This window comes from Pontimicrobium sp. IMCC45349, from assembly GCF_047219225.1.
In the GTDB taxonomy this organism is placed as follows: domain Bacteria; phylum Bacteroidota; class Bacteroidia; order Flavobacteriales; family Flavobacteriaceae; genus IMCC45349.
In genome coordinates this window covers 159,413-182,866 of sequence record NZ_CP178208.1, presented here as the reverse complement: position 1 = coordinate 182,866, position 23,454 = coordinate 159,413, and the positions used below count along the sequence as shown (strand labels likewise).

At 30.8% G+C, this 23,454-nt stretch carries 30 protein-coding genes, 1 tRNA gene and 1 pseudogene; 9 read left to right on the top strand and 23 right to left on the bottom strand.

Annotated features, from left to right (window positions below; all coding sequences use genetic code 11):
- From ACLII3_RS00965 to ACLII3_RS00955, 3 genes are all read right to left on the bottom strand, one after another.
- Nucleotides 1-1,407, bottom strand: a complete 1,407-nt coding sequence (locus ACLII3_RS00965) for a GspE/PulE family protein (protein ID WP_412985758.1) — start codon at nt 1,405-1,407, stop codon at nt 1-3.
- 485 nt (nt 1,408-1,892) lie between these two features.
- Nucleotides 1,893-2,309 carry a prepilin-type N-terminal cleavage/methylation domain-containing protein gene (locus ACLII3_RS00960; RefSeq protein WP_412985756.1) on the bottom strand — a complete coding sequence of 139 codons (417 nt, stop codon included), beginning with the start codon at nt 2,307-2,309 and terminating at the stop codon, nt 1,893-1,895.
- 87 nt (nt 2,310-2,396) lie between these two features.
- A complete protein-coding gene (locus ACLII3_RS00955) occupies nt 2,397-2,741 on the bottom strand; it encodes a hypothetical protein (protein ID WP_412985754.1) in 345 nt (114 codons plus the stop codon).
- Between the two features lie 34 nt (nt 2,742-2,775).
- Here ACLII3_RS00955 and ACLII3_RS00950 point away from each other — a divergent pair, with 34 nt between their 5' ends.
- Nucleotides 2,776-3,111 (top strand): hypothetical protein, encoded by a 336-nt coding sequence (locus tag ACLII3_RS00950; RefSeq protein WP_412985753.1) that lies wholly within the window; start codon nt 2,776-2,778, stop codon nt 3,109-3,111.
- A gap of 170 nt (nt 3,112-3,281) precedes the next feature.
- Here the strand turns inward: ACLII3_RS00950 and ACLII3_RS00945 are convergent, their stop codons facing one another.
- The 4 genes and pseudogenes from ACLII3_RS00945 to ACLII3_RS00930 form a co-directional block, all read right to left on the bottom strand.
- Nucleotides 3,282-3,506: a hypothetical protein gene (locus ACLII3_RS00945; protein WP_412985751.1), complete on the bottom strand. Its 225-nt coding sequence runs from the start codon at nt 3,504-3,506 to the stop codon at nt 3,282-3,284.
- Between the two features lie 71 nt (nt 3,507-3,577).
- Nucleotides 3,578-4,420, bottom strand: coding sequence for a hypothetical protein (locus tag ACLII3_RS00940; RefSeq protein ID WP_412985749.1), 843 nt, complete (start codon nt 4,418-4,420; stop codon nt 3,578-3,580).
- A 180-nt stretch (nt 4,421-4,600) separates the two neighbouring features.
- Nucleotides 4,601-4,723 (bottom strand): annotated as a pseudogene (locus ACLII3_RS00935) (recombinase); the annotation flags it as partial.
- Between the two features lie 147 nt (nt 4,724-4,870).
- Nucleotides 4,871-4,944: transfer RNA gene (locus ACLII3_RS00930), tRNA-Met, on the bottom strand.
- 130 nt (nt 4,945-5,074) lie between these two features.
- Between ACLII3_RS00930 and ACLII3_RS00925 the strand changes: the two genes are divergently transcribed.
- Nucleotides 5,075-5,461: an START-like domain-containing protein gene (locus ACLII3_RS00925; protein WP_412985748.1), complete on the top strand. Its 387-nt coding sequence runs from the start codon at nt 5,075-5,077 to the stop codon at nt 5,459-5,461.
- Nucleotides 5,462-5,512: 51 nt separating this feature from the next.
- A complete protein-coding gene (locus tag ACLII3_RS00920) occupies nt 5,513-6,358 on the top strand; it encodes an aminotransferase class IV (RefSeq protein ID WP_412985746.1) in 846 nt (281 codons plus the stop codon).
- Here the strand turns inward: ACLII3_RS00920 and ACLII3_RS00915 are convergent.
- From ACLII3_RS00915 to ACLII3_RS00895, 5 genes are all read right to left on the bottom strand, one after another.
- A complete protein-coding gene (locus ACLII3_RS00915; RefSeq protein ID WP_412985744.1) occupies nt 6,355-6,915 on the bottom strand; it encodes a YqgE/AlgH family protein in 561 nt (186 codons plus the stop codon). The genes ACLII3_RS00920 and ACLII3_RS00915 overlap by 4 nt on opposite strands.
- A 115-nt stretch (nt 6,916-7,030) precedes the next feature.
- A complete protein-coding gene (locus tag ACLII3_RS00910; RefSeq protein ID WP_412985743.1) occupies nt 7,031-7,303 on the bottom strand; it encodes an HU family DNA-binding protein in 273 nt (90 codons plus the stop codon).
- Between the two features lie 191 nt (nt 7,304-7,494).
- The gene (gene fmt / locus ACLII3_RS00905) at nt 7,495-8,448 is read right to left on the bottom strand and encodes a methionyl-tRNA formyltransferase (RefSeq protein ID WP_412985741.1); all 954 of its coding nucleotides are present in this window, start codon (nt 8,446-8,448) and stop codon (nt 7,495-7,497) included.
- Nucleotides 8,445-10,343: an ATP-dependent DNA helicase RecQ gene (locus ACLII3_RS00900; RefSeq protein ID WP_412985739.1), complete on the bottom strand. Its 1,899-nt coding sequence runs from the start codon at nt 10,341-10,343 to the stop codon at nt 8,445-8,447. Before ACLII3_RS00900 ends, fmt begins: the two co-directional genes overlap by 4 nt.
- Entirely contained in the window at nt 10,343-10,885 is a 543-nt protein-coding gene (locus ACLII3_RS00895) for an AAA family ATPase (RefSeq protein WP_412985738.1), read from the bottom strand. The genes ACLII3_RS00900 and ACLII3_RS00895 overlap by 1 nt, the downstream gene beginning before the upstream one ends.
- 94 nt (nt 10,886-10,979) lie before the next feature.
- On the opposite strand from ACLII3_RS00895, the gene ACLII3_RS00890 reads away from it, so the two are divergent.
- The 4 genes from ACLII3_RS00890 (at nt 10,980) to ACLII3_RS00875 (ending at nt 13,951) form a co-directional block, all read left to right on the top strand.
- Nucleotides 10,980-11,273 carry a DUF493 family protein gene (locus ACLII3_RS00890; protein WP_412985736.1) on the top strand — a complete coding sequence of 98 codons (294 nt, stop codon included), beginning with the start codon at nt 10,980-10,982 and terminating at the stop codon, nt 11,271-11,273.
- A 109-nt stretch (nt 11,274-11,382) separates the two neighbouring features.
- Nucleotides 11,383-12,036 carry a DUF4290 domain-containing protein gene (locus ACLII3_RS00885; RefSeq protein ID WP_412985734.1) on the top strand — a complete coding sequence of 218 codons (654 nt, stop codon included), beginning with the start codon at nt 11,383-11,385 and terminating at the stop codon, nt 12,034-12,036.
- A gap of 20 nt (nt 12,037-12,056) precedes the next feature.
- Nucleotides 12,057-13,370, top strand: a complete 1,314-nt coding sequence (murA, locus tag ACLII3_RS00880) for a UDP-N-acetylglucosamine 1-carboxyvinyltransferase (protein ID WP_412985732.1) — start codon at nt 12,057-12,059, stop codon at nt 13,368-13,370.
- Nucleotides 13,371-13,372: 2 nt separating this feature from the next.
- The gene (locus ACLII3_RS00875) at nt 13,373-13,951 is read left to right on the top strand and encodes a PhnA domain-containing protein (protein WP_412985730.1); all 579 of its coding nucleotides are present in this window, start codon (nt 13,373-13,375) and stop codon (nt 13,949-13,951) included.
- Between the two features lie 54 nt (nt 13,952-14,005).
- Here ACLII3_RS00875 and ACLII3_RS00870 read toward each other — a convergent pair whose 3' ends face one another.
- From ACLII3_RS00870 to ACLII3_RS00820, 11 genes are read right to left on the bottom strand one after another with little or no spacing between them, the layout of a single operon-like run.
- Entirely contained in the window at nt 14,006-14,344 is a 339-nt protein-coding gene (locus ACLII3_RS00870) for a hypothetical protein (RefSeq protein ID WP_412985728.1), read from the bottom strand.
- A gap of 58 nt (nt 14,345-14,402) precedes the next feature.
- A complete protein-coding gene (locus tag ACLII3_RS00865; RefSeq protein ID WP_412985726.1) occupies nt 14,403-15,839 on the bottom strand; it encodes an amidohydrolase in 1,437 nt (478 codons plus the stop codon).
- Nucleotides 15,840-15,881: 42 nt separating this feature from the next.
- Nucleotides 15,882-17,201, bottom strand: a complete 1,320-nt coding sequence (locus tag ACLII3_RS00860; protein ID WP_412985725.1) for a cryptochrome/photolyase family protein — start codon at nt 17,199-17,201, stop codon at nt 15,882-15,884.
- Nucleotides 17,194-17,658 carry an SRPBCC family protein gene (locus tag ACLII3_RS00855; protein WP_412985723.1) on the bottom strand — a complete coding sequence of 155 codons (465 nt, stop codon included), beginning with the start codon at nt 17,656-17,658 and terminating at the stop codon, nt 17,194-17,196. Before ACLII3_RS00855 ends, ACLII3_RS00860 begins: the two co-directional genes overlap by 8 nt.
- On the bottom strand, nt 17,659-18,123 hold the full coding sequence (locus tag ACLII3_RS00850; protein ID WP_412985721.1) for a TspO/MBR family protein: 465 nt from the start codon (nt 18,121-18,123) through the stop codon (nt 17,659-17,661). It lies immediately after the preceding gene.
- Between the two features lie 7 nt (nt 18,124-18,130).
- Nucleotides 18,131-18,637: a glutathione peroxidase gene (locus ACLII3_RS00845; protein WP_412985720.1), complete on the bottom strand. Its 507-nt coding sequence runs from the start codon at nt 18,635-18,637 to the stop codon at nt 18,131-18,133.
- A gap of 38 nt (nt 18,638-18,675) precedes the next feature.
- Nucleotides 18,676-19,362, bottom strand: coding sequence for an SDR family NAD(P)-dependent oxidoreductase (locus ACLII3_RS00840; protein WP_412985719.1), 687 nt, complete (start codon nt 19,360-19,362; stop codon nt 18,676-18,678).
- Nucleotides 19,359-19,583, bottom strand: a complete 225-nt coding sequence (locus ACLII3_RS00835) for a hypothetical protein (protein ID WP_412985717.1) — start codon at nt 19,581-19,583, stop codon at nt 19,359-19,361. Before ACLII3_RS00835 ends, ACLII3_RS00840 begins: the two co-directional genes overlap by 4 nt.
- A gap of 3 nt (nt 19,584-19,586) precedes the next feature.
- Nucleotides 19,587-20,276 (bottom strand): GTP cyclohydrolase I FolE, encoded by a 690-nt coding sequence (gene folE, locus ACLII3_RS00830; RefSeq protein ID WP_412985715.1) that lies wholly within the window; start codon nt 20,274-20,276, stop codon nt 19,587-19,589.
- A gap of 10 nt (nt 20,277-20,286) precedes the next feature.
- A complete protein-coding gene (locus tag ACLII3_RS00825) occupies nt 20,287-21,597 on the bottom strand; it encodes an ABC1 kinase family protein (protein WP_412985713.1) in 1,311 nt (436 codons plus the stop codon).
- On the bottom strand, nt 21,594-22,253 hold the full coding sequence (locus ACLII3_RS00820) for a TetR family transcriptional regulator C-terminal domain-containing protein (RefSeq protein ID WP_412985712.1): 660 nt from the start codon (nt 22,251-22,253) through the stop codon (nt 21,594-21,596). Before ACLII3_RS00820 ends, ACLII3_RS00825 begins: the two co-directional genes overlap by 4 nt.
- A 220-nt stretch (nt 22,254-22,473) precedes the next feature.
- Here ACLII3_RS00820 and ACLII3_RS00815 point away from each other — a divergent pair, with 220 nt between their 5' ends.
- Together ACLII3_RS00815 and ACLII3_RS00810 are read left to right on the top strand one after the other, a co-directional pair.
- Nucleotides 22,474-22,806: an ArsR/SmtB family transcription factor gene (locus ACLII3_RS00815; protein WP_412985710.1), complete on the top strand. Its 333-nt coding sequence runs from the start codon at nt 22,474-22,476 to the stop codon at nt 22,804-22,806.
- Between the two features lie 29 nt (nt 22,807-22,835).
- Nucleotides 22,836-23,453 (top strand): low molecular weight phosphatase family protein, encoded by a 618-nt coding sequence (locus ACLII3_RS00810; RefSeq protein ID WP_412985708.1) that lies wholly within the window; start codon nt 22,836-22,838, stop codon nt 23,451-23,453.
- Nucleotide 23,454 lies beyond the last annotated feature (1 nt).

Below are 23,454 nucleotides of genomic sequence, written 5' to 3'. Positions count from 1 at the left end.
TTAGTTACTAAGTAATGGGTAAACCTCATCTATAGAAGTGTCACCTTTTATGACTAAGCTTAAAGCGTTTGATTTAAGAGTAGAAATATTTTTACTCTGTAAATAGTGGTCAATTTCTAAGTCATTTTGCTTTATATGTTCAATTAAATCAGTTGTAATTGGAATTATTTCATAAATAGCTTTTCTTCCTTGATATCCTGTATGGTAGCAGCTACTACACCCTTTGGCTATGTAATGGTTTTCTAGCTCTTTTGGTATTGAAAAATTATTAGGAAAAACATCTAGACTTATTTTTTTTGCCTCTTTACAATGAGAACATAATTTTCTTACTAAACGTTGAGCTATACTAACATTAAGAGTAGATGCAATTAAAAAAGATGGTACTCCCATATCTACAAGCCTAGAAACGGTAGCCCAGGCAGAGTTTGTATGAATGGTAGATAAAACAAGGTGTCCTGTTAAAGCTGCACGAATAGCCATATTTGCGGTTTTTACATCTCTAATTTCTCCAACCATGATTATATCTGGATCTTGACGTAAAAAAGTTCTCAATGTACTAGCAAAATCTAAACCTATATTTTCTCTTAATTGAACTTGGTTGATGCCTTCTAATGTGTATTCAATGGGGTCTTCAATGGTTAAAATGTTAGTAGTGTCATTATTTAACTCTTTTAAAGTAGCATATAACGTTGTGGTTTTTCCAGATCCAGTAGGACCAGAGATTAAAATAATCCCATTAGGGTTTTTTATAGTCTCTTTATAAATTGAAAGCTCACTTTTAGTAAAACCTAAATCACTTAAGTTAATATGACTGGCATCTTTACTTAAGATTCTAAGTACCATTTTTTCACCATATAGAGTAGGTAAAGAAGAAACCCGAATATCAAATTCATCTATATCAGTGCTTATTGATATTCGTCCGTCTTGTGGTAAACGTTTTTCTGAGATATCTAATCCAGCCTGTATTTTTAGTTTATTTATAATTATGGGATATTCATTTAACGAAATTACAAACTGTTCTTTTAGTTTTCCATCAAGACGATAACGTACTCTACATTTATTCTCATAAGGTTCAAAATGAATATCACTACTTCCTATGTCTTTTGCAGTTAGTAATAATGTTTTTAAAAAATCAGTGCTAAAATGAAGTTCTGAAGAATTATTATTAGTTTTTCTGAAGTTAACTTCTAGATATTGTTTAATTATATCTATAGTTTCATTTTCTAACTTAACTTTTTTACCAAATACAATTTCTAATTCCTGTTTAAGAGATGGAGAAGTATTATTAGATTTAAAATGAATACATTCATCCTTCAAATCTATAGGGACAATATAATAATGATATGCTTGTTTGCTTGTTATAAGTTGAGTTAAATGTACTGGAATTTGATATTTATTCGTATTCATTTTAGATACTATAAACAGAATTAATTAATCCTAGCCAGTAACCAGTAAAAACCAAAAAGAAAAATATACTCATATAACCTGCTAATGGTACTGAGTCCGCTTTCTTTTTATTTTTAACAAAAAGATGAGTAATAAGAGAAAAGATTAAGGAACAAATAAATATATAGACGAATGACACCATAGCAAAAGAAAAGCTTAAGGCTATAAACATGAGTATATCTCCAAAACCAAACACTTTTTTGAATTGAGTTTTTAATTTTAGTTTAGAGTATACTAATACAATTAGTAAAAGAATGGAAACGAATAATAAATTTGAAGCTGAATATGCTAAGAAAAGTTCTGGAAGCGTGTTGGAATAATGTAAGTAACCTACACATACCCCTACTAGAGGAAATAAAAACCAATATACTTTTCTTAATTTGATATCTTGAAAGAAAATAATTAGTAAAGAGAAAAGTAATAGAAATTTAACAGCTAAGTCCAATCTAATCTTTTGTTATTTGTTTAGGTATTCCGTTTTCATCTATTTGCCATACATTAAATATTCCATCACCATCAAAGTCCGAAATAGCAGTAGCAATTGCTTTAAATGAGTTGTTTGAAGCATTTACTATTTCATATTTGTAATTTGAGGTTCCATTTTCATTTATTGTCTTAGGAGCTTCAAAATCTAGTTCACTAAAATCAAATGAATATTTTGAGTGCATATATCTATACATGGTTTGTGTATTGTAAAGGTATTTTAGTTGCATTTGTGCTTCTAAACTTTTGGTTTTGCTAACCATTGGAGATAAACTAGGAAATGCTAATAAAATTAAAATGCCAATAATAACTAGAGTAACTAATACTTCTTGTAAATTGAATGCATCAACTTTTTTCCTTTTTATATAAAAATGTTTCATAGTTGATAAAGTTAAAAAACACTATTTATTTGTAGTAATGGTTTTCCTTACTATAACTAAGGGATGTTTTGTTTCTGATAAGTTATCTTATATAAAGCCTTTTTTTCTAGCTATTTCTAAAAGCTCTTTGTCATCATCTTTTTGAGTATTAAAAGCTTCTTTTAGCTTTCTTTTTCTCCTTTCTATACCAGCAATTGTCAGAGGTATAATATTTGGTAAATCCTTCATTCGTGCTCCGATTGAAAGCTCATATAATAGTCTTCTATCAATGTTGTCTAATATAGTATCATTTGCAGCTTGTTTGCGTAATAATTTTATTACTTGTTTACTATAAAAAGGAGGTTCTTCAATAACTGTATTTATTGCTTCAAATAAATTATTGAATGTGATGTCTGATTTTAATAATAATCCATCAGGGTTAACATTTCTCAATAAACTATTAAGCCTGTAATTTTCTAAAAGAGATGTGAATATTATTATTTTTGTATTTGTAAATTCAGACCTTATTTTAATACCTATATCTTCTCCTGATAATAGTTTTTTATCTTTAGAAGGTGGTATTCTTATGTCTAAAAAGACTAAATCAAAGGGAAAACTGTCAAAGGATTTTTCTAATTCAAAATTGGCAGAATCACAATCATGTGCTATATGGATTATAAACTCTAGATTATTACTTCCTTCTATTGTATTAAGTATTCTTTTTAGTGAATCTGTAATTAATGGATGGTCATCAATTAATAATGTTTTTATTTTTTTTTGTCATATTTTGTGTTTAAATCTGAGGGAGAATAAACAACTATAAAACAAAGATATCTTCATTTTATTTTTTGACAATAATAAAAACCTTATTAATAGTAAGGGTTAGACTTACATTTTTTTTTTGCTTATTAAGCTATCTTTTTGTTTTCTTTGGTTTTTGTAAGTAAGTGTCTTTTGTTTAGTGTTTTATGTTTTCAATTTTATTGAAATTACTTAGAAATATATAACTTCATTAATTATTATATCATAAAAAGGTTTTGTACCATCTAGTTTTGGAGGTAAATTTTTAATTGGATGATATCTACCTATAATAACCTCCTTAAGATTTTCTAGGTCACCTTTAGTTGCTGGTTTATTTTTTTGAGAAGTTAATAAAGATTTTAAACCATCTGCAATTAATGTTCCTGCTGTTGAATTTCCAACTCCAGAAAGAGACATAGGTTCATTTTTATTCGTTTTTTCTTTTATTTCTGTTTGGTCTACTACTTCAGCTAGTATAGGACTATCATTTAAGTTAGTGATAGGAGGTGGTACAATATTAATTTTGTTTTGTTTCTGGTGTCAATGTCCATTTCATAAATGCAAGACCCATTATTAAAAAATCCAGCTAAATACTGAAATGAAGTTTTCTTTCCGTCATTCGATAATGTAGGATTATAGTAGCCACTTCCAAACTTTGGGTCAAAATGTCCGTCAAATTTTAGTAAGGTATCACTCGAAATTCCATCATAAATAATTAAGTCACCACGTTCCGAAACGATTTTTTTACCCAATACTGTTTTACTCTCCGAGAAAAATCTTTTAAAATCACAAAATCTAATTCCTTTTGAAGAGCTTGATGTTCCTCCACAAGCAAACGAAGTATTTTTTTGAAAAATCAGTTTTCCATTATGGTCAAAATTTTGGGTCTTGATTTTTATAGTACTGTGATCATAATGTTCATAATCTTTTATTGAAGCTAAAAAAGAATTATTTGATTTAATATTAATATGATAAATACTATCAGTTAGATAGTCATAGTTGTCTTGTACTGTATATGGTGGATTATTTGTAATAAAAGTACTGTCGCCATCTGTTCTATATAAATATTTTGAATAAACCTTCCTTTGCTTTGTTTCACTTCTTTTTTTGCTTTGATGCCCAACTTGAATAACACTATCATTTATTAATTTGAAATAGTCATTTTGAAATATCTTATCAGTTGAATATATATGCTTTGCTTTTTTTTCGGACAGAGAATAAACATAAACGCCGTCTTTATCAATCGAAAAAGCAAAAGTTAAATCCGACTCAACTTCTGCCTTACAACTAAAAAATGTTGTCAGTATAAAAGCAATAAAAATCAGGTTCAAATTTTTCATTCAATTTTTGCGTTTTGTTTGTTCCATATTGCAGGTAACGTATGTGTATACTCCCTAGGGAGTATATTTTTATTATATATACCTAGAAATTATTTCTAGTTTATGAGTATAAACTTATAAAATTGTAATTAAACTACTACTGAATCAGACTAATATATTTTTGATTAATATTTAGGAATCAAGAGGGTTTTTAATACTGCTAAAAGAACTTGTGACAACATGTGTATATATCTCAGTTGTCTTTGTAGAGTTTTGAACTAATAACAATTGTATGTGTCTTAAATCTGTGCCTGCTAAGTATATTTTAGGGGTAGAGTAGTTTTTCTTCACAGTTAAATCATATGTACTTTTGTATTCAAATACTAGTAATTGTTGAAGATTAATCATAAAAAAACGGTTTAGTTAAAACTAAACCGCTGTTTTACAATTGCTTGAAATTTGTAGCGAGACCGAGATTTGAACTCGGGACCTCTGGGTTATGAATCCAACGCTCTAACCAACTGAGCTACCTCGCCATCTTTTGCGGCTGCAAATATAAAAACAAAATTAAGTAGTACAAATAATACTGCAAGAAAATATTTTTAAATTTAGTTTTAAAACTAAATAATTAATGTATATATTACGTTTCTAATTTTTTAAGAATACATGGACGATAAAATTAAATTTGAACTAGAATTCCCTATACACGCTTCACCTCAATTATTATATCAATATATATCAACACCTTCGGGGTTATCAGAATGGTTTGCAGATAATGTAAATTCTCGTGGAGAGTTATTTACTTTTATTTGGGATGACAGTGAGGAAAAAGCAAAATTATTAACTAAAAAAAGCGGTGAACGCGTAAAATTTAAGTGGCTTAATGGTGACGAAGACGCATCATATTTTGAAATTCGTATTCAAGTTGATGATATTACAAAGGATGTTTCTTTAATGGTAACTGATTTTGCTGAAGAAGATGAAGTAGATGAAACAAAAATGCTTTGGGAAAATCAAATATCTGATCTAAAACATGTCTTAGGTTCAGCATAAAAATCATATAAATTAAATTATATTTGTCCCGAATTATTCGGGACTTTTTTTATGGTAAATATTAACGGAACATTAGTGGTTACAGACGAAGCAAATATATCCTTAAACAATAGAGGTTTTGCTTATGGTGATGCAGTTTTTGAAACAATAAAGGTGAGTAATGGTAAAATCTTATTTTGGGAAGACCATTATTTTAGATTAATGGCTTCAATGCGAATAGTTCGTATGGATATTCCAATGAGTTTTACTTTGGAGTTTTTAGAGAATGAGGTTTTTAAAGTACTTGAGGGTAATAGTTTATCTAATAAATCTGCACGTGTTAAACTAACAGTTGCTAGAGTAGAGGGAGGCTTGTATGCACCTAATAATAATGACGTTAATTTTTATATTTCAGTAAGTGAACGTAGTGATGCCACTTATTTATTAGCTGAAGATGCTTATAACGTTGATTTGTACAAAGATAATTATGTGTCGCCAACAATATTATCTACCCTAAAAACCAATAATAAAGTACTTAATGTTATTGCTAGTGTTTACGCTAAAGAAAATCAATTAGAAAATTGTTTGTTATTAAATACCAATAAGAGTGTTGTTGAAGCTTTAAATGGTAATTTATTTTTGGTTAAAGGTTCTGTTATAAAAACACCACCTTTAACTGATGGTTGTTTAAAAGGAATCATGAGAAAGCAAATAATTGATATTATTAAATTAATACCTGAATTTACATTAGAAGAAGCTTCAATATCTCCTTTTGAATTACAGAAAGCCGATGAATTATTTATAACAAACGTAATGGTTGGAATACAACCAATATCAAAATATAGAAAAAAGAGTTTTTCTAATACAGTTGCTAAAAACTTGTTAGCTAAATTAAATGTTAAGGTAAGATTGTCTTAATTGTAAGTAGGATCTTCTGGTGCATTAGACCAAATACTGTATTCACCACCAAGCTCTAGCATTTTTTCTTTCCAAAAAGAGGTTTCTTTCTTTTCAATGATTTCTTTTTTATAGATATTCTCTGTAAGGATCCAAGTGTTACCTAGCAATTCGTTTATTAATTGATTGGTTTCCCAACCCGAATAACCTAAAAAGAAACGTATATCAGTTTCGTTTAATTTACCTTCATTTATTAAATGAGTAACACTAGCGAAATCACCTCCCCAAAAAATACCTTCAGATATTTCAATACTATTAGGAATTAACTCTGGAATTTTATGAATAAAGTATAGGTTGTCTTGCTCTACTGGTCCTCCATTGTAAACTCTAAAATTAGCTTCAATTTCTGGGACTAAATCTTGTAAGGTGTAATCTAAGGGTTTGTTTAAAATAAATCCAATAGAGCCTTCTTTATTATGGTCTGCTAGCAAGATAATAGACCTGTTAAAAGAAAGATCTCCAATTATTGATGGTTCGGCAATTAGTAAGTTGCCTTTTTTTGGATTTAAATTAGACATAGCCAATTATTTGTTATTAAACTTAATCAATTTTTTATTAAAAAGCAAAGTTGGGTTTATGGAATAAAAAAAGGTTCGCGATGCGAACCCTTTTTTTATAAAACAAATGTATGTTTTAGTTTACAGCGCTGCTTAAGTCAGAACCTGCTTTAAACTTAACTACATTTTTAGCTTTAATTTTTATAGTCTTTCCAGTTTGAGGGTTTCTTCCGTCTCTTGCTGCTCTTCTAGAAACAGACCAAGAACCAAAACCTACTAAAGAAACTCTATTTCCTTTTTGTAATGCTCCTTCGATGTCGATTAATAATGAATCTAATGCTTTCTTAGCAGCTGCTTTAGTAATTCCAGCATTTTCTGCCATTCCATTGATTAAATCTGTTTTGTTCATAAATTGAAATTTTAAAATTATTATTTGTTTGGGATAACATTTCTGTTAAAGCCTCTACAAATTTATACGGATTATCCATTCACGCAAGTAATAGCAAGGGAAAAGCATAGTTTTGTTAATAACTTAAGTGAATTGTTAATAAAGATGAGCGTTTTTATGCGGTTTTTTGTAATATCAGTAATAACAGGGGTTTAGAGCATTTTCACTTCATCGTGGAATTGAAAACCATTTAAAAGCGATTTAATATCCATTTTTCGTTTTCCTGGAAGTTTAATTTCATCCAAAATTATATAACCTTTTTTAACGGCTACTTTTATTTCTGATTTTAAGATTATTACAGTACCAATGGCAATTGTATGCTTTTCTTTAATAGGAGTAACATTATATACTTTTACATTTAAAGTATCTTCTCCATTTTTCATTAAACACCAAGCAGATGGATAAGGATTTAAGCCTCTAACTTTATTGTTTATCTTTTTTAGTGATAGATTCCAGTCTATTTTACAATTATCCTTATTTAACTTGTAGGCTGTTTTTATATCTACATTTTCAGGTTGAGGCGTTGTGACTACATCTCCTTTTTTTATGAGTTTAACTGTTTTTAAAACAAGCTTGCTACCTAAATGCATTAATTTGTCATGTAGTGTTCCAGCTGTTTCATTTTTATCAATCTTAATTGATTTTTGAAGAATCATTTCTCCTGTATCAATTTGTTCATCAATAAAAAATGTTGAGACACCAGTTTTTTTCTCACCATTTATTATAGCCCAATTTATTGGAGCAGCACCTCTATAATTAGGAAGTAAAGATGCATGTAAGTTAAATGTACCTAGTTTTGGCATTTGCCATACTACTTTAGGTAACATTCTAAAAGCAACTACAACTTGTAGATTAGCGTTTAACGCTTTTAATTCTTCAACAAACGCTTCACTTTTTAAGTTTGTTGGTTGCATAATATGTAGTCCTTGGGACTTAGCATAAACCTTAACAGCAGATTCATTTAATTTTCTACCACGACCAGCTGGTTTATCTGGAGCTGTTATAACACCAACAATATTATAGTTTTTTTCGATAAGACCTTTTAATATGGTTACTGCAAAATCTGGAGTTCCCATAAATACAATTCTTAAGTCCTTTTTCTTCATGATTTTATTTTGTAGGTATTTGTTGATGTTATTTCTATATATTCTTTTTCAAGTAGCAAAGATAGTATTTGCGTAACTTGTGAAGCATTTAAATTACTTTTTGTTACAAGTTCTCTAGAATTTAATTCATTTGCTTCTAACAAATCTAAAACAAGCTTAATAGACGTTTCTTGAAACGATTTTTTAGTAGTGTTGTTTTCTATACAAACCGAACAAATTCCACAATCTGTATTGTTTTTTTCTCCAAAATAGGAGAGAAGCTGTGTGCTTTTACAAATAGTGTTATTATTTATGTAATTAATAATTGTTTCTACTTGTGATTGTTTTAACTGATTTTGTTGTGAGATGATTTTTGATATTCTATTGATGGTTTTATCATCTTCACGAGGAATTAAAAACGTGATTTGCGCATCTGTTTTTTTTAGATTTAAAGTGATTACTTCATCTTTTTCTAATTGTAATAAAACTTTAATGACATAATCTTCAGAATAACCAGATTTATCAGAAATTAAAATCGTATTAATCTTTACTTCTTGATCTAAAATACCACCATAAGTTCTCAAAATAGTTTTTAAGACAGTAGCAACGTCTTTATGCTTATCAATATATTGAAAAAGACTATTGTTATTAACTATAACTTGAACCTTTGTATGATTATGAAATTGTTGCGATAAACTAATAATGCTTGTTCTATCTAAAGCTCTTAAAGCATTATAAGTAATATGAGTATTCAATTTATACGTTTTACAAAAATCGTTAAAGTTAAAATCGTGTGTAGTGTCTTGACCTTCTCCATAAGATATTTGAAAGTAGTTGCACAGTTTTCGATATACAATTTTTAAATAATCAGTATCTGCCAGTATGTTTAAAAATTGCTTTTTTACTTGTGTTTCGTCTCCTTCGTTTTTTAAAATAACAGCAAAGGCTTTTTTACCATTTCTTCCTGCTCTTCCTGCTTCTTGAAAATAACTCTCAATACTTTCGGGTAAATTAATGTGAATTACTGTTTTTACATCAGCTTTATCAATTCCCATTCCAAAGGCATTGGTAGCAACCATAACTTGTGTTTGGTTATTGTACCATTGCGAGAAGTGTAAATCTTTTTCATTATTACTTAAGCCTCCATGGTAATATGTGCTGTTAAATCCTTTATTATTTAATTGGTTACTTATATCTATAGTTGCTTTTCTGTTTCTTACGTAAATTATCGAGGATTGAGGATTTTTCTTTAATATTTGAGAAATTTTATAAAGCTTGTCTTCGGTATTAAAAACCATATAAGCTAAATTATCTCTTGTAAAAGATTGTTTAAATACTTTTGGGCTTATAAAATCAAGTTCGGTAATAATATCTTCGGCAACTTTTGAGGTCGCTGATGCTGTTAAAGCAATAACATTTACAGTTGGTTGTAAAGTTCTTAATAATGAAATGTTTTTATAAGCAGGTCTAAAATCGTTTCCCCATTGACTTATACAATGTGCTTCATCAACAGCAATTAGGTTAACATGCATTTGCCTTATACGATCTTGAACAATATCTTGTTGTAAGCGCTCTGGCGATAAGTATAAAAACTTGTAATTGCCATAAATACAGTTATCTAACATTCGGCTAATATCATTGTAACTGTATTCGCTAGTTAATGCCATGGCTTTAATGCCTTTTTCTTTAAGTGTAGCTACTTGATTTTTCATTAAAGCTACCAATGGAGAAATAACAATACAAATACCTTCTTTTGCTAACGCAGGAATTTGAAAGCAAATAGATTTTCCACCTCCTGTTGGGAGTAATGCAAACGTGTCATTACCTTCAAGTACTGCATTTATAATATCTTCTTGAAGCGGTCTAAAGCTTGTGTAATTCCAATAGCGTTCTAATATTTGTATTGGATGTTGCATTAAAGAGATTCAACTATATTTAATATAAAATCGGTTCGTTTTTCAACTGAGTCAAAAGGTACGTCATTCAATTCATAGCCATACTTAGAATAAGTGTCAACTAATTTATGATGAATTTCAATAGCTTGATCAAAGTTTTCATAACGTTCGTTGTCACTAGTGTATATTTCTTGCCAAGGTGCTAAAATAAACACATAATCATATTTATGATTTTCGCATGCCTCTACAAATCTTTCAGGATATTCAGTTCCTAAATAATCCATATACGCTACTACATCTGGAATTCCTCTATCAAGAAAAGTAAAAGGAGTGTCAAACTCCAGAGCTTCAGTAAATTGTTTATGTCTGCCTTCTAAAAGCATATCACTAAACAATAATGGCTCGGTTAAAAACAACTGCTCTATTCCTTTTTTTTGAGCTTCTAAGGTTACTTGTCTAGATATTTCTTCAAGACATATATGGTTGCGTTTAATTAACTCGTTAATAATCGATGTTTTTCCTGTTCCAGGACCTCCAGTTATGACAATTCTTTTTGTATTCAATTTTGGCAAGATTTTAGCTGTAAAAATCGTAATTAAAAAGGGAAATAAAAAATATAGAGAAAGAGTATATTTGCATTTCAATAAATTAAAGAAAATGAGTAATAAACCTAATGCTGAAGAATTTTATAAAAAGCTAAAAGGACAACTAGAAGAAACTACTAATTGGCCATCAGCATATTTGTATAAGTTTATAGTGAAGTCTGACAATCAAAAGATTGCAGAAATTGAAACACTGTTTGATAACACTGGAGCAGTAATTAATACTACAGCATCAAAAAACGGGAAGTACACAAGTATTTCAATAAATGTGGTTATGAAAGATCCAGATGCAGTAATTAATAAGTATATAGAAGTAAGTAATAATGTTGAAGGTGTTATTGCGTTATAATACCAAATGAATGTTTTAGTGCTATAAAATAAAGCTAGATAGTCTTAGTTTTTTTTGTAATTTGCACTAGATTGTAAACTTCATATAAACAATTAATTCTACACAAATTTTGATAGATCAATTAGAATATAATACAGAGCGTGAACATTTAATTATTCCTGAATATGGAAGACATATTCAGAAAATGATAAACCACGCTACTTCAATAGAATCCAAAGAGGAAAGAAACAAAGTTGCAAAGGCTATTATTTCTGTGATGGGTAATTTACAACCTCATTTACGTGATGTACCAGATTTTCAGCACAAACTTTGGGATCAGTTATTTATTATGTCCGATTTTAAATTGGATGTAGATTCACCATACGAAAAGCCTTCAAAAGAAGTTTTAAATGCGAGACCAGAACCTTTGGCTTATCCACAAAGTCATCCTAAATATCGCTTTTATGGTAACAATATTAAGACAATGATTGATGTCGCTAATACTTGGGATGATGGTGAAATGAAAGAAGCTCTAGTTTATACAATTGCAAATCATATGAAAAAGTGTTTCTTAAACTGGAATAAAGATACAGTTGAAGATGCTGTGATTTTTGATCATTTATATGAGCTTTCTAGTGGTAGAATAAACCTAAAAGATAGTAAAGAAGACCTAAGTGATGCTGCTAGCTTAATGCGTAGTAAACGTAAATTTTCAAATAGTAATAGTGGCCATAAAAAGGGCAAAAAGAATAGCAATCATAACCGTAACCGTAAGCGTTACTAAACTTTCACTTTTATTTCTACATGAAGACATTTAAAATAGAAGGAGGCCACCAGTTAAAAGGTGCTATCCAACCTCAAGGAGCAAAAAACGAAGCATTACAAATTTTATGTGCAGTTTTATTAAGCCCCGAAAAAATTACAATACACAATATTCCTGATATTGTAGATGTAAATAAGCTTATAAAATTATTAGAGAAGCTTGGTGTTAAAGTAGAAAAGATAAAACATGGAACCTATACGTTTCAGGCTGATGAAGTAAATTTAGAATATTTAGAGTCCGAACAATTTAAGATTGATGGTAGAGGTTTAAGAGGTTCAATAATGATTGTTGGACCATTATTAGCACGTTTCGGAAAAGGATACATTCCAAAACCAGGAGGTGATAAAATTGGACGTCGTCGTTTAGATACACACTTTGAAGGTTTTATTAACCTTGGAGCATCTTTTAGATATAATCGCGAAGACCATTTTTATGGTGTAGAAGCAAAAGAGCTAAAAGGTACGTACATGCTTTTAGATGAAGCTTCAGTTACTGGAACAGCCAATATTGTAATGGCAGCTGTTTTAGCTAAAGGAAAAACAACTATATACAACGCTGCCTGTGAGCCTTATTTACAGCAGTTATGTAAAATGCTTAACCGCATGGGAGCTAATATTTCTGGTATTGGTTCTAATATGTTAATTATAGAAGGTGTTGAAAACCTAGGAGGGACAACACACACGATGCTTCCAGATATGATTGAAATTGGAAGTTGGATTGGGCTTGCAGCTATGACTAAAAGTGAGCTTACAATTAAAAATGTAAATTGGGACGATTTAGGATTAATACCAAATGTATTTAGAAAGTTAGGAATTACTGTAGAACGTCAAGGAGACGATATTCATATACCTGCACATACTGATGGTTACGAGATCCAAAGTTATATTGATGGTTCTATTTTAACTATTGCAGATGCACCATGGCCTGGATTTACTCCAGATTTATTAAGTATCATTTTAGTAGTAGCAACACAAGCAAGAGGAAGTGTATTAGTACACCAAAAAATGTTTGAAAGTCGCTTATTCTTTGTAGATAAACTAATAGATATGGGAGCAAAAATTATTCTTTGCGACCCTCATAGAGCTACAGTTATTGGTCATGATTTTAAGTCACAATTAAAGGCTACGACAATGACTTCGCCAGATATTAGAGCAGGAATTTCACTTTTAATAGCAGCATTGTCTGCAAAAGGAACTTCAGTTATTCATAATATTGAGCAAATTGACAGAGGTTACGAAAATATTGATGAGCGTTTAAGAGCTATTGGAGCTAAAATTGAAAGAATAGATATCTAACAATGAGTTTAGAAAGAGTTTTAAGCAAGCGTAGTAATAATACTTGTGAATTATGTGGTGCAGACGAATACTTACAAGTTTATACAGTACAACCAACTCAAAAAGTAGAAGAAAAAAATAGCATGTATGCCTGTAATATATGTGTTGGTCAAATAGAAAACCCAGATACTATGGATGCTAATCATTGGCGTTGTTTAAATGATAGTATGTGGAGTGAGCACAAATCTGTGCAAGTTATTGCTTGGCGATTACTTAATCGTTTAAAGTCTGAAGGTTGGCCTCAAGATTTGATTGATATGATGTATTTGGAAGAGGAAGACCTTAATTGGGCAAATGCACTTGGAGATGGCGATGACGATACTGATAAAATTGTACATCGTGATGTAAATGGTGTTGTACTTGAAGCAGGAGATTCTGTAGTACTTATTAAAGACCTAAAAGTTAAAGGCTCTAGTATGGTAGCTAAACAAGGGACTGCTGTAAGACGTATATCTTTAGATCATGATAATGCCGAATATATTGAAGGTAAAGTTGATGGACAACATATTGTGATTATTACCAAGTACGTTAAGAAATTATAGAGATACCAATTTAACATATAAAAAAGCCCTTCAATATTGAAGGGCTTTTTTATATTACCCAATAGTAGCAGTTTCTATTATTTCTTCTAACATCTTTCTTTTCTCCTCTTCTTTTTTGTAAACTTTTTTTGAGATACTTTCTATTTCCTCTTTATTCATTTCTTTTTTTACATAAAAAGGGAAGAACATAATGATTGCACCAGTAATCACTAAGGAATTTTCGAAGTTTTGAATTAAATTATCCATTAAAATAATTTCAGAAGAAAAGCCTTTATTAATTAAATCAATGATGAAAAAAAGGAAAACCATTGAAATAAAAAGATAGAAATGTTTAAAATTAAACTTCTTAATTTTTATTGTCAATTTTTTAAATCGTATTTTACGTTTAATCATGTGAAATTTTTTAAGATTCTATATTAATAACGTAAAATCAATAATTCTGTAACAAAGATTAATTTCCAACTTCATCAATAGGAGGAGGGCCATCAGGAATCATCGCTTCATATACTTCGTCACCTTTTCGTTCTTTGTATTCTTTTTTTACTTTGTCAACCAAATCTGGACTTTCAAATAAATCTAGCATTGTCATAGACATAGCCTTTGAAGCATAAATCATGCCTTTATGACCAATACTCATACCTCCACAAGATACAACAGCCCAAGAATGCCAAGGTGTATCTTTTGGTGCTGTTGTAACACCTAAGTTAATATTAGCTACATTCCAACTTACATCTCCAACATCAGTCGAGCCACCTCCAGGATGTTCTCTAGTAGGTTCAAGAGGTTTAATTTTACTGTCCATTCCTACTTCTGGTTTTCCTGTAGCTTTTTGAATACCTTTTCCAAATGCAATTTCTTCATCAGTATATTCGATAGGTCCTAATAACTCTAAATTAGATTGCATTATTTTTCCACCTTCTCTGTTAGGTAGTACTTCATAGATACCAGAAATAAGGGATACTTTATAATCTACATTAGCTAATATTGCTGCACCTTCAGCCATAGCCATTACACGTTCGTAAACAGGCAACATACCTGAGCGTTTGGTATCTCTAACACGCATCCAAAGTCTAGAATAATCGGGAACCACGTTTACTACTTGTCCACCATCTTGAATATGATAATGCATACGAACAGTTGGTTTTACATGCTCTCTATAATAATTAACTCCTGCAGTATATAACTCTAAAGCATCTGAAGCCGAACGACCATTCCATGGATCTCCTGAAGCATGAGCAGCTTGTCCAAAAAACTCTACTTTAAAATCAATTAAAGCTAGTGAACTCTGAACATCAGCTTCAATAGATGCCGAAGGATGCCAACTAATGTTTACATCTACATCATCCCAAAGTCCAGCTCTTACCATCCATATTTTTCCGAAAAATTTCTCTTCACTTGGTGTGCCAAAAAACTTCACTGTCCCTTTAATTTTTCCAGCTTCAATCTGTTCTTTAATGGCTATAGCTGCTCCTAAACTAGCAGCACCAAACATATTATGTCCACAACCATGACCAGGAGCACCTTTTTTCAAAGGATTTTTATCAGGAGTAGCTTTTTGTGATAACCCTGGAAGTGCATCAAATTCTCCTAAAACGCTAATTACAGGTTTTCCAGAACCATAGGTTGCTACAAAGGCAGTTGGCATTCCAGCAACACCACGCTCTACAGTCATACCTTGACTTTCAGCATAATCTGCTAAGATTTTTGAGGACTGATGTTCTTCAAAAGCAGTTTCTGCTAGTGCCCAAATATCATCGCTAATTTTAATTAAACTCTGTTTATGTTTTTCAACCGAAGCTATAATAGCTTTCTTGTTTTTAGATATTTTGTTTTGCGAATATGAAGACGTAACTGCAAAACAAAATAAAACAAAGAGTATTCTTTTCATTTTTAATTGGTTAGTTAATTAGTTTTTTAAAGATACTAATTTTTATGCGTTTGTTTCTAAAGCTGTTTTATAGGTTTTTAAACAACGTTCTCTTGCCATTTTATGATATACTATTGGAGCAGGATAGGTGAGTTCTTGATACTCTGGAACCCATTTTTTTATGTATTGATACTCCTTATCAAATTTTTGAATTTGTGTGGTTGGATTAAAGATTCTGAAATAAGGCGCAGCATCTACACCACATCCAGCAACCCATTGCCAATTACCAACATTACTTGACAGCTCAAAGTCGTTGAGTTTTTTAGCAAAATAGGCTTCACCCCAACGCCAATCAATAAGAAGATGTTTGCATAAAAAACTGCCTACCACCATTCGCACACGATTGTGCATATTACCTGTAGCATTTAATTCTCGCATACCTGCATCTACCAATGGATAACCTGTTTGTCCTTGGCACCATAATTTAAACTCTTGCTTATTATTTCGCCATTGAATGCGATCGTATTGAGGTTTAAAACTTTGCGTTATGGTTTGCGGATAATGCCATAGAATTTGTATGAAAAATTCGCGCCAAATGAGTTCTTTGAGATAGGTGTTGTTTTTGTATGCTAATGCTTTTTTAACTAGCTTTCTAATGCTAATAGTCCCAAACCTGAGATGAGGCCCTACTTTTGATGTGCCTTCTTCTAGTGCAGGAAAATTTCGTGTGGCTTCATAGTTTCCAATTAGTGTATCTTCTGTATTGTAAGAAGCAATAGGAATTGCTGAGGTTACAAATCCAATGAGACTTAAGGATGGAAATGTCTTGCTGTCATATTTGTAAAGTTGATGAAGCTGTGTTTCAGATGGATAATCTTGTATAGGATTTGTTTCTAATTGTTTGATCCATTGTTTGGAATAAGGCGTATAAACCTTATAAGGTGTACCATCTTTTTTTACAATCTCATTACGTTCAAATATCACATGATCTTTAAACGTTTTTAGTGTGATGCCTTTTGAATTTAAGAACTCAGAGACTTCTAAATCGCGTTGTATGGCATAAGGTTCATAATCGTTATTGGTATATACTTTATCAATATCATAGCGTTGTGTTAGCGTTTCAAAACTATTTAAAGGTGAACTGTGAAATATTGTAATTCCAGACTTATAATCATTTTTGAGGCGTGAATTTAGTTGCTCTAATGTATCATAAATAAAATGGACTCGAGCATCGTCTTTAGGAAGGGTGTTTAAAATATTGACATCAAATATGAAAATTGGAAGTATAGGTAAATCAGATTGTAAGGCTTGGTACAATCCGACATTGTCTTCTAATCTTAAATCGCGTCGAAACCAGAATATATTTACTTTCGTTTTACTCATAGTTACCAAAGAGTTCAATAAGTTTAGCTTGTCTGTATTTAAAGATTTCGTTTAATTTTGGTTTCACCAGAATAGGATGCATCAATTGTCCTAGCCAGCCAAAAGGGAGCTTATAATCAATAATATCTTCCATTTCAATACCATTTTTAATAGGTTTAATAAAATGTTTATGATGCCATAGGGAGTAAGGTCCAAAACGTTGTTCATCTACAAAATAGGAATGATCTACAACATGAGTAATTTCGGTAACCCATTTGGTTTTTATGCCAAAAATTGGTGTCACTATATATTGAATGATTTGTCCCGGAAACATGGGGCGATCTGCACCAGAAAGTATATCAAAACTCATATAGTCTGGTGTAATCGTTTTAAGATTTTTGGGATCTGATAAAAATGCCCAAGCTTCTTCCATAGTTATGGGAAGATTTTGTTTTGTATGTAATCGATATACTTTCATCTAATTATGAATTACAACATATAAATTAAGCGACACCGCAATGCAAAGCCAAATGAGATAAGGTAATAGTAGTAAACGTGTCGTTTTTAGTTTATCTGCTTTGAAATTCACGAAGTAATATAGAATTACGATCAGTAAACTCACAATGATTACTAGTCCTAAGATGGTCATATGCTGGTTGAAAAACACATAATTCCAAATGACATTCAAAAACACTTGTATTCCAAATAAAGACCATAACCCTGTTGATGATTTCCACTGAAATAAAAAGCTTAGGTATATAGAAAAACATAACATAATACATGTCCATGCTGCTCCAAATACCCAACCTGGTGGTGTCCATGGCGCTTTATTTAAATTGAGATACCATTCCGCATTAGGACCATTATTCATGAGGAGTGTGCCTAAATATAGACCACCAAAATTGATAACTAAAAAGAGGAGTAAGTATGCTGTGAATTTCATCGTGCAATTATTTGATGTGTTTGGTGATTTTGGTACTCATCGGTTTGGTCATAGAGTAATAATAATCAATAAAATGCCCTTCAGGATTTATCAAGTATTTTTGAAAGTTCCATTTTACAGAACTATTCTTTACCCCATTTTTATCTTTTGACGTTAACCATTGATAGAGTGGATGTTGTTGGTCGCCTTTTACATCAATTTTTTCAGTCATTTGAAACGTAACACCATAATTTTTTTGACAAAAACTTTGAATTTCAGCTGAATTTCCAGGTTCTTGTTTTCCAAATTGGTTACAAGGTACACCAATAACCATTAGTTGATCTTTATAAGTATCGTATAACTCTTGTAAGCCTTCATATTGTCCTGTGAATCCACATTCCGAAGCTACATTAACAAAGAGGATGTATTTACCTTTAAAAGTGTTTAAATCTAGTTTTTCGTTATTCAATGCATTGATTGAAATATCATAAATTGAACTTGATGGAGGCGTTGATTGTTTTGTTGTTGACCACATAATAAAAAAGGTTAGAATTAAATGCTTTATTAATTCGATTATAATTTTAATGAGACGATACCATAATCCATATTAAAAATTTGACCAGAAAATGCTTTAGCTTCATCAGAGGTTAAATAAGTTGCTAATGTTGCGACTTCTTCTGGATCTAAATAATTTTTTAAAGGATGGCGTTCTTTGGTTTTGGTTTGTATTTGCTCGTTACGTAATAGTTTATTAGCTAAGTTAGTATTTGTAATTGTAGGAGCAATAGCGTTGATGCGAATATTTGGAGCTAATTCTGCAGCTAAAGATTTTACCAAACCTTCTACGGCAGATTTTGCAGCAGATATACTAGCATGAAATGGCATTCCTAATTTTGTAGCTACACTACTAAATAATAGTATTGATGCGTTTAATTCACTTTTTTTAAGCTGAGGTAAATATGTTTTTATTGCCTTAATTGCCCCAAACAAGTTGATCTCTAAATCGGCTTTGAAATCTTCAATATCAAGTCTAGTAATAGGTTTCAAATTGATACTTCCTGGACAATAAATCAAGGTATCTACCTGATCTAATACTGGTAAGGTGTTTTGTGTGACGTCACAAGTATAATGTGTGAGATTCTCATGCTCAAAATTAGGCATAGAACGACTCATATTATAGACTTTATGTCTATCTACAAAGGCCTTGGTGATTTCAAAGCCAATACCTTTACTTCCTCCAACAATAGCAATGTGTTTCATGATGTTAAAGGTTTGCCTTTTAATCGTTTTTCTACTTTACGCTTAATTGTTGTAATGCGCTTCATAATGTCCATGACTTTTTGGTCATTTTTTATTTTATAAATTTCGTTTAGGCTTAAAATCAAAGATTTTGCTTCTCTAGAAATTTTAATACGATCGCTAGTGGTTAAGGATCGCATACGTCTCTGCTCAAATTCAAGGGCTCTGTTAATGATATCCATAGGTTATAATTTTAAATAGTTCTGTAATTCCGTGATCTTTTTTTCAGTATCAAATTGTCCGCCATAAAATGCCGTAACTGTACTTGAGGTATCATCTTTAATACCTCTGGAGGCTACACAAAGATGTTTTGCATCAATAATTACTGCGACATCTTCGGTTTGTAATACATCCATGAGTTCTTCTGCAATTTGATTGGTTAAACGTTCTTGTACTTGTGGACGTTTGGCGTAGTATTGTACAATACGATTCAGTTTTGATAAACCAATCACTTTTCCGGAAGAGATGTAAGCTACATGTGCTTTTCCAATAATTGGAACGAAGTGATGCTCACAATTGGAATAAAACGTGATGTTCTTTTCAACAAGCATCTGATTGTATTGATATTTATTATCAAATAACGCTACTTTGGGTTTGTTTTTTGGATGCAATCCAGAAAATATTTCATCTACATACATTTTGGCAACACGTTGTGGTGTGCCTTTAAGAGAATCATCTGTTAAATCCAAACCTAAGACATTCATAATTTCTCCAAACAAAGATGCTATTTGTTGCTTTTTTTCATGATCTGAAAGTTCAAAAGCATCTGGTCTTAAAGGTGTTTCAAGACTCGTAAGTATATGATCATTACCAATGATATCATCAGTAAGTTCTTCGATAAATGTGTGTTCTTGTGTTTCAATTAAACTTTTCATAGCAATTTTTTTATAAGTTTTTGAAATTTGAAATTTTGATGTCTTTAGCCTTTAAATCAAACATGAGATTATATAAACCAAAGAAGGTACGATTCATATAAATGAAATGTTTTGAACCACGATTTCCATTCATACTTCTCAATTCAGAGCTTTTGGCGTATTTCTGACTAAGTGCAGCAATGTTATTAAAGAAGCGCTCATCCGAAAAATCGAATATATCTTCATGAAAAGGCTGTGTAAACAAACTCAACATTTCATGGAATAAAGCACTAAAAAATGCCTTTTCATCAGCACTATCAGAAGGTAGCAAGATTTCTAATTGATATAAGGTGTTTTCAAAAAACTCAGGATTATTGAGGTTTTCTTTTTTGGCTAATTCGAAATATGGCGTATAAAATTCATTCGGAATATGTTTCATACAACCAAAGTCCAAAGCAATAAGTTCAGCCCTATCAGAAACTAAGAAATTCCCTGGATGCGGATCTGCATGTACTTTTTTGAGATTGTGAATTTGATACATATAAAAATCCCAAAGAGTTTGTCCTATGCGCTGTGATAGTTGCACATCTGTATTTGATGCAGTAAATTCTGAAAGGTGTTGTCCTTTCATATAGTCCATAGTCAAAATGCGATCGGAAGACCAATTTTTATAGTATTTAGGGAATTTTAAATTTGGAATATGCGCACAAGCTTTGGCAACAAATTCACTTTGTTCAATTTCTAGATTATAGTTGGTTTCTTCTATTAACTTATCTTCAACTTCCTTAAAATATTTATCAGAGTCATTGCCTTTAATGTTAAACATTTTCATAGCAATCGGTTTTACTAAAGCCAAATCCGATTTTATACTATCGGCAACTCCTGGATATTGAATTTTGATAGCAAGTTGCTTTCCTTGCTTTTCAGCAATATGTACTTGCCCAATACTCGCTGCATTGACAGAAGTAGGATTGAATGTATCAAATAGCTCTTGAGGATGCTGATTAAAGTATTTTTTGAAGGTTTTAATTACTAAAGGTGGCGATAATGGTGGTACTGAAAACTGAGATAAAGAAAATTTTTCAACATAAGCTTGTGGCAAAATGTTTTTTTCCATGCTTAACATTTGCGCTACTTTTAGGGCACTCCCTTTTAAGGTTTTTAAGCTGTCGTAAATGTCTTCTGCATTGTTTTCATTTAAACGCTCTTTAGCATCTTCTTCATTATTAATTATGCGATCTCCATAATATTTGAGCTGGTTCACACCAATTTTCACTCCAGTAGAGACGAGTTTTGAAGCACGTTGAATTTTGGATGTAGGTATACGATCTAATGTTTTCATACTTTAATATTTAGTTGTTCTTTAAGTATGAATTTTCCAAAGTCGATGATACTCTGCACAGGTTTGGTATCTACCAAATCAAAACTTGCATGAACTGATTTTTCTATATAGAGATCTGTTTTTTCAAGATTTGCTGAGGTATCATCATACCAAAATTTGAAAACTGATAGAAATAAGACCCAGAACGATTCTCCTACGGATTTGATTCTAAGATTATCTATACGCTCGTTGCTAATTTTGCTTTTAGCAATGTCTAATTGGTTGATGAATTTTAGATATTGGGTTTTAAGTGGTTTTAATTTTTTTACATTTTGAAACATCTGATTTTCTTGGTTAAGAAAAATTTTCATGAAACTTCTATTCATGGTAAGCTGTTCAAAAAATGTGTAATACAAGCTTAATAACTTGTGCTTATCATCATAACCATTAAAATCTTCACTTTGATGTAATAGCGTCAAGGTATGTTCAAAGAAGTAAGTAAGTATAGTATCTTCTAAAGCTTTTAAGGTTCCAAAGTACTTGTAGAATTCGGTTTCTTCAAATTGATTGGCTTTTGCAAATGCATAAACACTAGAAGGTTCACTTTGTTTTTCTAGAACAAAATCGATGTAAAGTGAGATTAGTTTCTCTTTGTTTAAATTATATGTTGTTTTCATAATATGCTTTTACTTTTTGTAAAAATACATTTTGTTTAATTAAAAAAGAAAAAGATTAAACAAAAATTAACATTGTTAATTAAAGAATATCCAATTTTGTCTAGTTTTTGATTTGATTGAAAAGGTTTATGATTAGTTCTGTTATTAAATTTTTTATAAATTATTAGTACTTAATTTATTTATTAATCGTAATATTGCAATTAAGTAATTAAAAGAAATTATGGGGTTATCAAAAACAGAAATTTTTACAGAAGAGCAAAACACAATAGCAACATTTGCTAAGGCTTTTGGACATCCAGCTCGTGTAGCAATTTTGCAACATTTATTTAAAAAAGACACTTGTGTTTGTGGTGATTTGGTTAAGGAGATTGGTTTAGCACAACCAACCATATCACAACATCTTAAAGAACTTAAATACTTAGGTTTAATAAAAGGAAATGTTGAGGGTACAAGTGTATGTTATTGTATAGAAACTGATAATTGGAAGCAGATGAAAACACAGTTATTATCATTTTTAGATCAAGATATTACAGCACAAAGTAATTGCTGTTAGCATAATTAAATAATATAAAAATTAGTAGTATGAAGACTTTCACAGCTATTGAAAGCTTAATTTCTCAATTAGATGCCCAAGAGGTTTCAATTGAACGTAAGGAAGTATTACAGCCACTTGTAGCTTATATACAAGAAAAGAGTGATAAAAAAGAACCGATTAACATCAACTTTATTTGTACACATAACTCACGTAGAAGTCATTTGTCACAAATTTGGGCACAAACTATAGCTTACTATTTTAGGTTAGAGAATGTGTTTTGTTATTCTGGAGGAACTGAAGCTACTGCTTTATTCCCAATGGTTGCAGAAACTTTAACTAACACTGGATTTCAAATTAATACAATATCAGAAGGGAATAACCCTATTTATAGTATTAAATATGCCGAAAATGCACATCCAATTATAGGGTTTTCAAAAACATACGACGATGTTTTTAATCCATCCTTTGGTTTTGCTGCAGTTATGACTTGCTCTCAAGCCGATGGAGGCTGCCCTTTTATTTCAGGAGCAGAAAAAAGAGTACCAATTACTTTTGATGATCCTAAGGCTTTTGATAATACACCACAACAAGCTGAAAAATATCAAGAACGCAGTTTACAAATTGCTTCTGAAATGTTTTACGTTTTTTCACAAATTAAATTTTAGA

What these genes read in the sequence shown, in the direction of transcription:
- ACLII3_RS00965 (WP_412985758.1), bottom strand. Translation starts at nt 1,407, where the DNA reads ATGAATACGAATAAATATCAAATTCCAGTACATTTAACTCAACTTATA.
- ACLII3_RS00960 (WP_412985756.1), bottom strand. Translation starts at nt 2,309, where the DNA reads ATGAAACATTTTTATATAAAAAGGAAAAAAGTTGATGCATTCAATTTA.
- ACLII3_RS00945 (WP_412985751.1), bottom strand. Translation starts at nt 3,506, where the DNA reads ATGTCTCTTTCTGGAGTTGGAAATTCAACAGCAGGAACATTAATTGCA.
- ACLII3_RS00925 (WP_412985748.1), top strand. Translation starts at nt 5,075, where the DNA reads ATGGACGATAAAATTAAATTTGAACTAGAATTCCCTATACACGCTTCA.
- ACLII3_RS00920 (WP_412985746.1), top strand. Translation starts at nt 5,513, where the DNA reads ATGGTAAATATTAACGGAACATTAGTGGTTACAGACGAAGCAAATATA.
- ACLII3_RS00915 (WP_412985744.1), bottom strand. Translation starts at nt 6,915, where the DNA reads ATGTCTAATTTAAATCCAAAAAAAGGCAACTTACTAATTGCCGAACCA.
- ACLII3_RS00910 (WP_412985743.1), bottom strand. Translation starts at nt 7,303, where the DNA reads ATGAACAAAACAGATTTAATCAATGGAATGGCAGAAAATGCTGGAATT.
- fmt (WP_412985741.1), bottom strand. Translation starts at nt 8,448, where the DNA reads ATGAAGAAAAAGGACTTAAGAATTGTATTTATGGGAACTCCAGATTTT.
- ACLII3_RS00900 (WP_412985739.1), bottom strand. Translation starts at nt 10,343, where the DNA reads ATGCAACATCCAATACAAATATTAGAACGCTATTGGAATTACACAAGC.
- ACLII3_RS00890 (WP_412985736.1), top strand. Translation starts at nt 10,980, where the DNA reads ATGAGTAATAAACCTAATGCTGAAGAATTTTATAAAAAGCTAAAAGGA.
- murA (WP_412985732.1), top strand. Translation starts at nt 12,057, where the DNA reads ATGAAGACATTTAAAATAGAAGGAGGCCACCAGTTAAAAGGTGCTATC.
- ACLII3_RS00875 (WP_412985730.1), top strand. Translation starts at nt 13,373, where the DNA reads ATGAGTTTAGAAAGAGTTTTAAGCAAGCGTAGTAATAATACTTGTGAA.
- ACLII3_RS00870 (WP_412985728.1), bottom strand. Translation starts at nt 14,344, where the DNA reads ATGATTAAACGTAAAATACGATTTAAAAAATTGACAATAAAAATTAAG.
- ACLII3_RS00865 (WP_412985726.1), bottom strand. Translation starts at nt 15,839, where the DNA reads ATGAAAAGAATACTCTTTGTTTTATTTTGTTTTGCAGTTACGTCTTCA.
- ACLII3_RS00860 (WP_412985725.1), bottom strand. Translation starts at nt 17,201, where the DNA reads ATGAGTAAAACGAAAGTAAATATATTCTGGTTTCGACGCGATTTAAGA.
- ACLII3_RS00855 (WP_412985723.1), bottom strand. Translation starts at nt 17,658, where the DNA reads ATGAAAGTATATCGATTACATACAAAACAAAATCTTCCCATAACTATG.
- ACLII3_RS00850 (WP_412985721.1), bottom strand. Translation starts at nt 18,123, where the DNA reads ATGAAATTCACAGCATACTTACTCCTCTTTTTAGTTATCAATTTTGGT.
- ACLII3_RS00845 (WP_412985720.1), bottom strand. Translation starts at nt 18,637, where the DNA reads ATGTGGTCAACAACAAAACAATCAACGCCTCCATCAAGTTCAATTTAT.
- ACLII3_RS00840 (WP_412985719.1), bottom strand. Translation starts at nt 19,362, where the DNA reads ATGAAACACATTGCTATTGTTGGAGGAAGTAAAGGTATTGGCTTTGAA.
- ACLII3_RS00835 (WP_412985717.1), bottom strand. Translation starts at nt 19,583, where the DNA reads ATGGATATCATTAACAGAGCCCTTGAATTTGAGCAGAGACGTATGCGA.
- folE (WP_412985715.1), bottom strand. Translation starts at nt 20,276, where the DNA reads ATGAAAAGTTTAATTGAAACACAAGAACACACATTTATCGAAGAACTT.
- ACLII3_RS00825 (WP_412985713.1), bottom strand. Translation starts at nt 21,597, where the DNA reads ATGAAAACATTAGATCGTATACCTACATCCAAAATTCAACGTGCTTCA.
- ACLII3_RS00820 (WP_412985712.1), bottom strand. Translation starts at nt 22,253, where the DNA reads ATGAAAACAACATATAATTTAAACAAAGAGAAACTAATCTCACTTTAC.
- ACLII3_RS00815 (WP_412985710.1), top strand. Translation starts at nt 22,474, where the DNA reads ATGGGGTTATCAAAAACAGAAATTTTTACAGAAGAGCAAAACACAATA.
- ACLII3_RS00810 (WP_412985708.1), top strand. Translation starts at nt 22,836, where the DNA reads ATGAAGACTTTCACAGCTATTGAAAGCTTAATTTCTCAATTAGATGCC.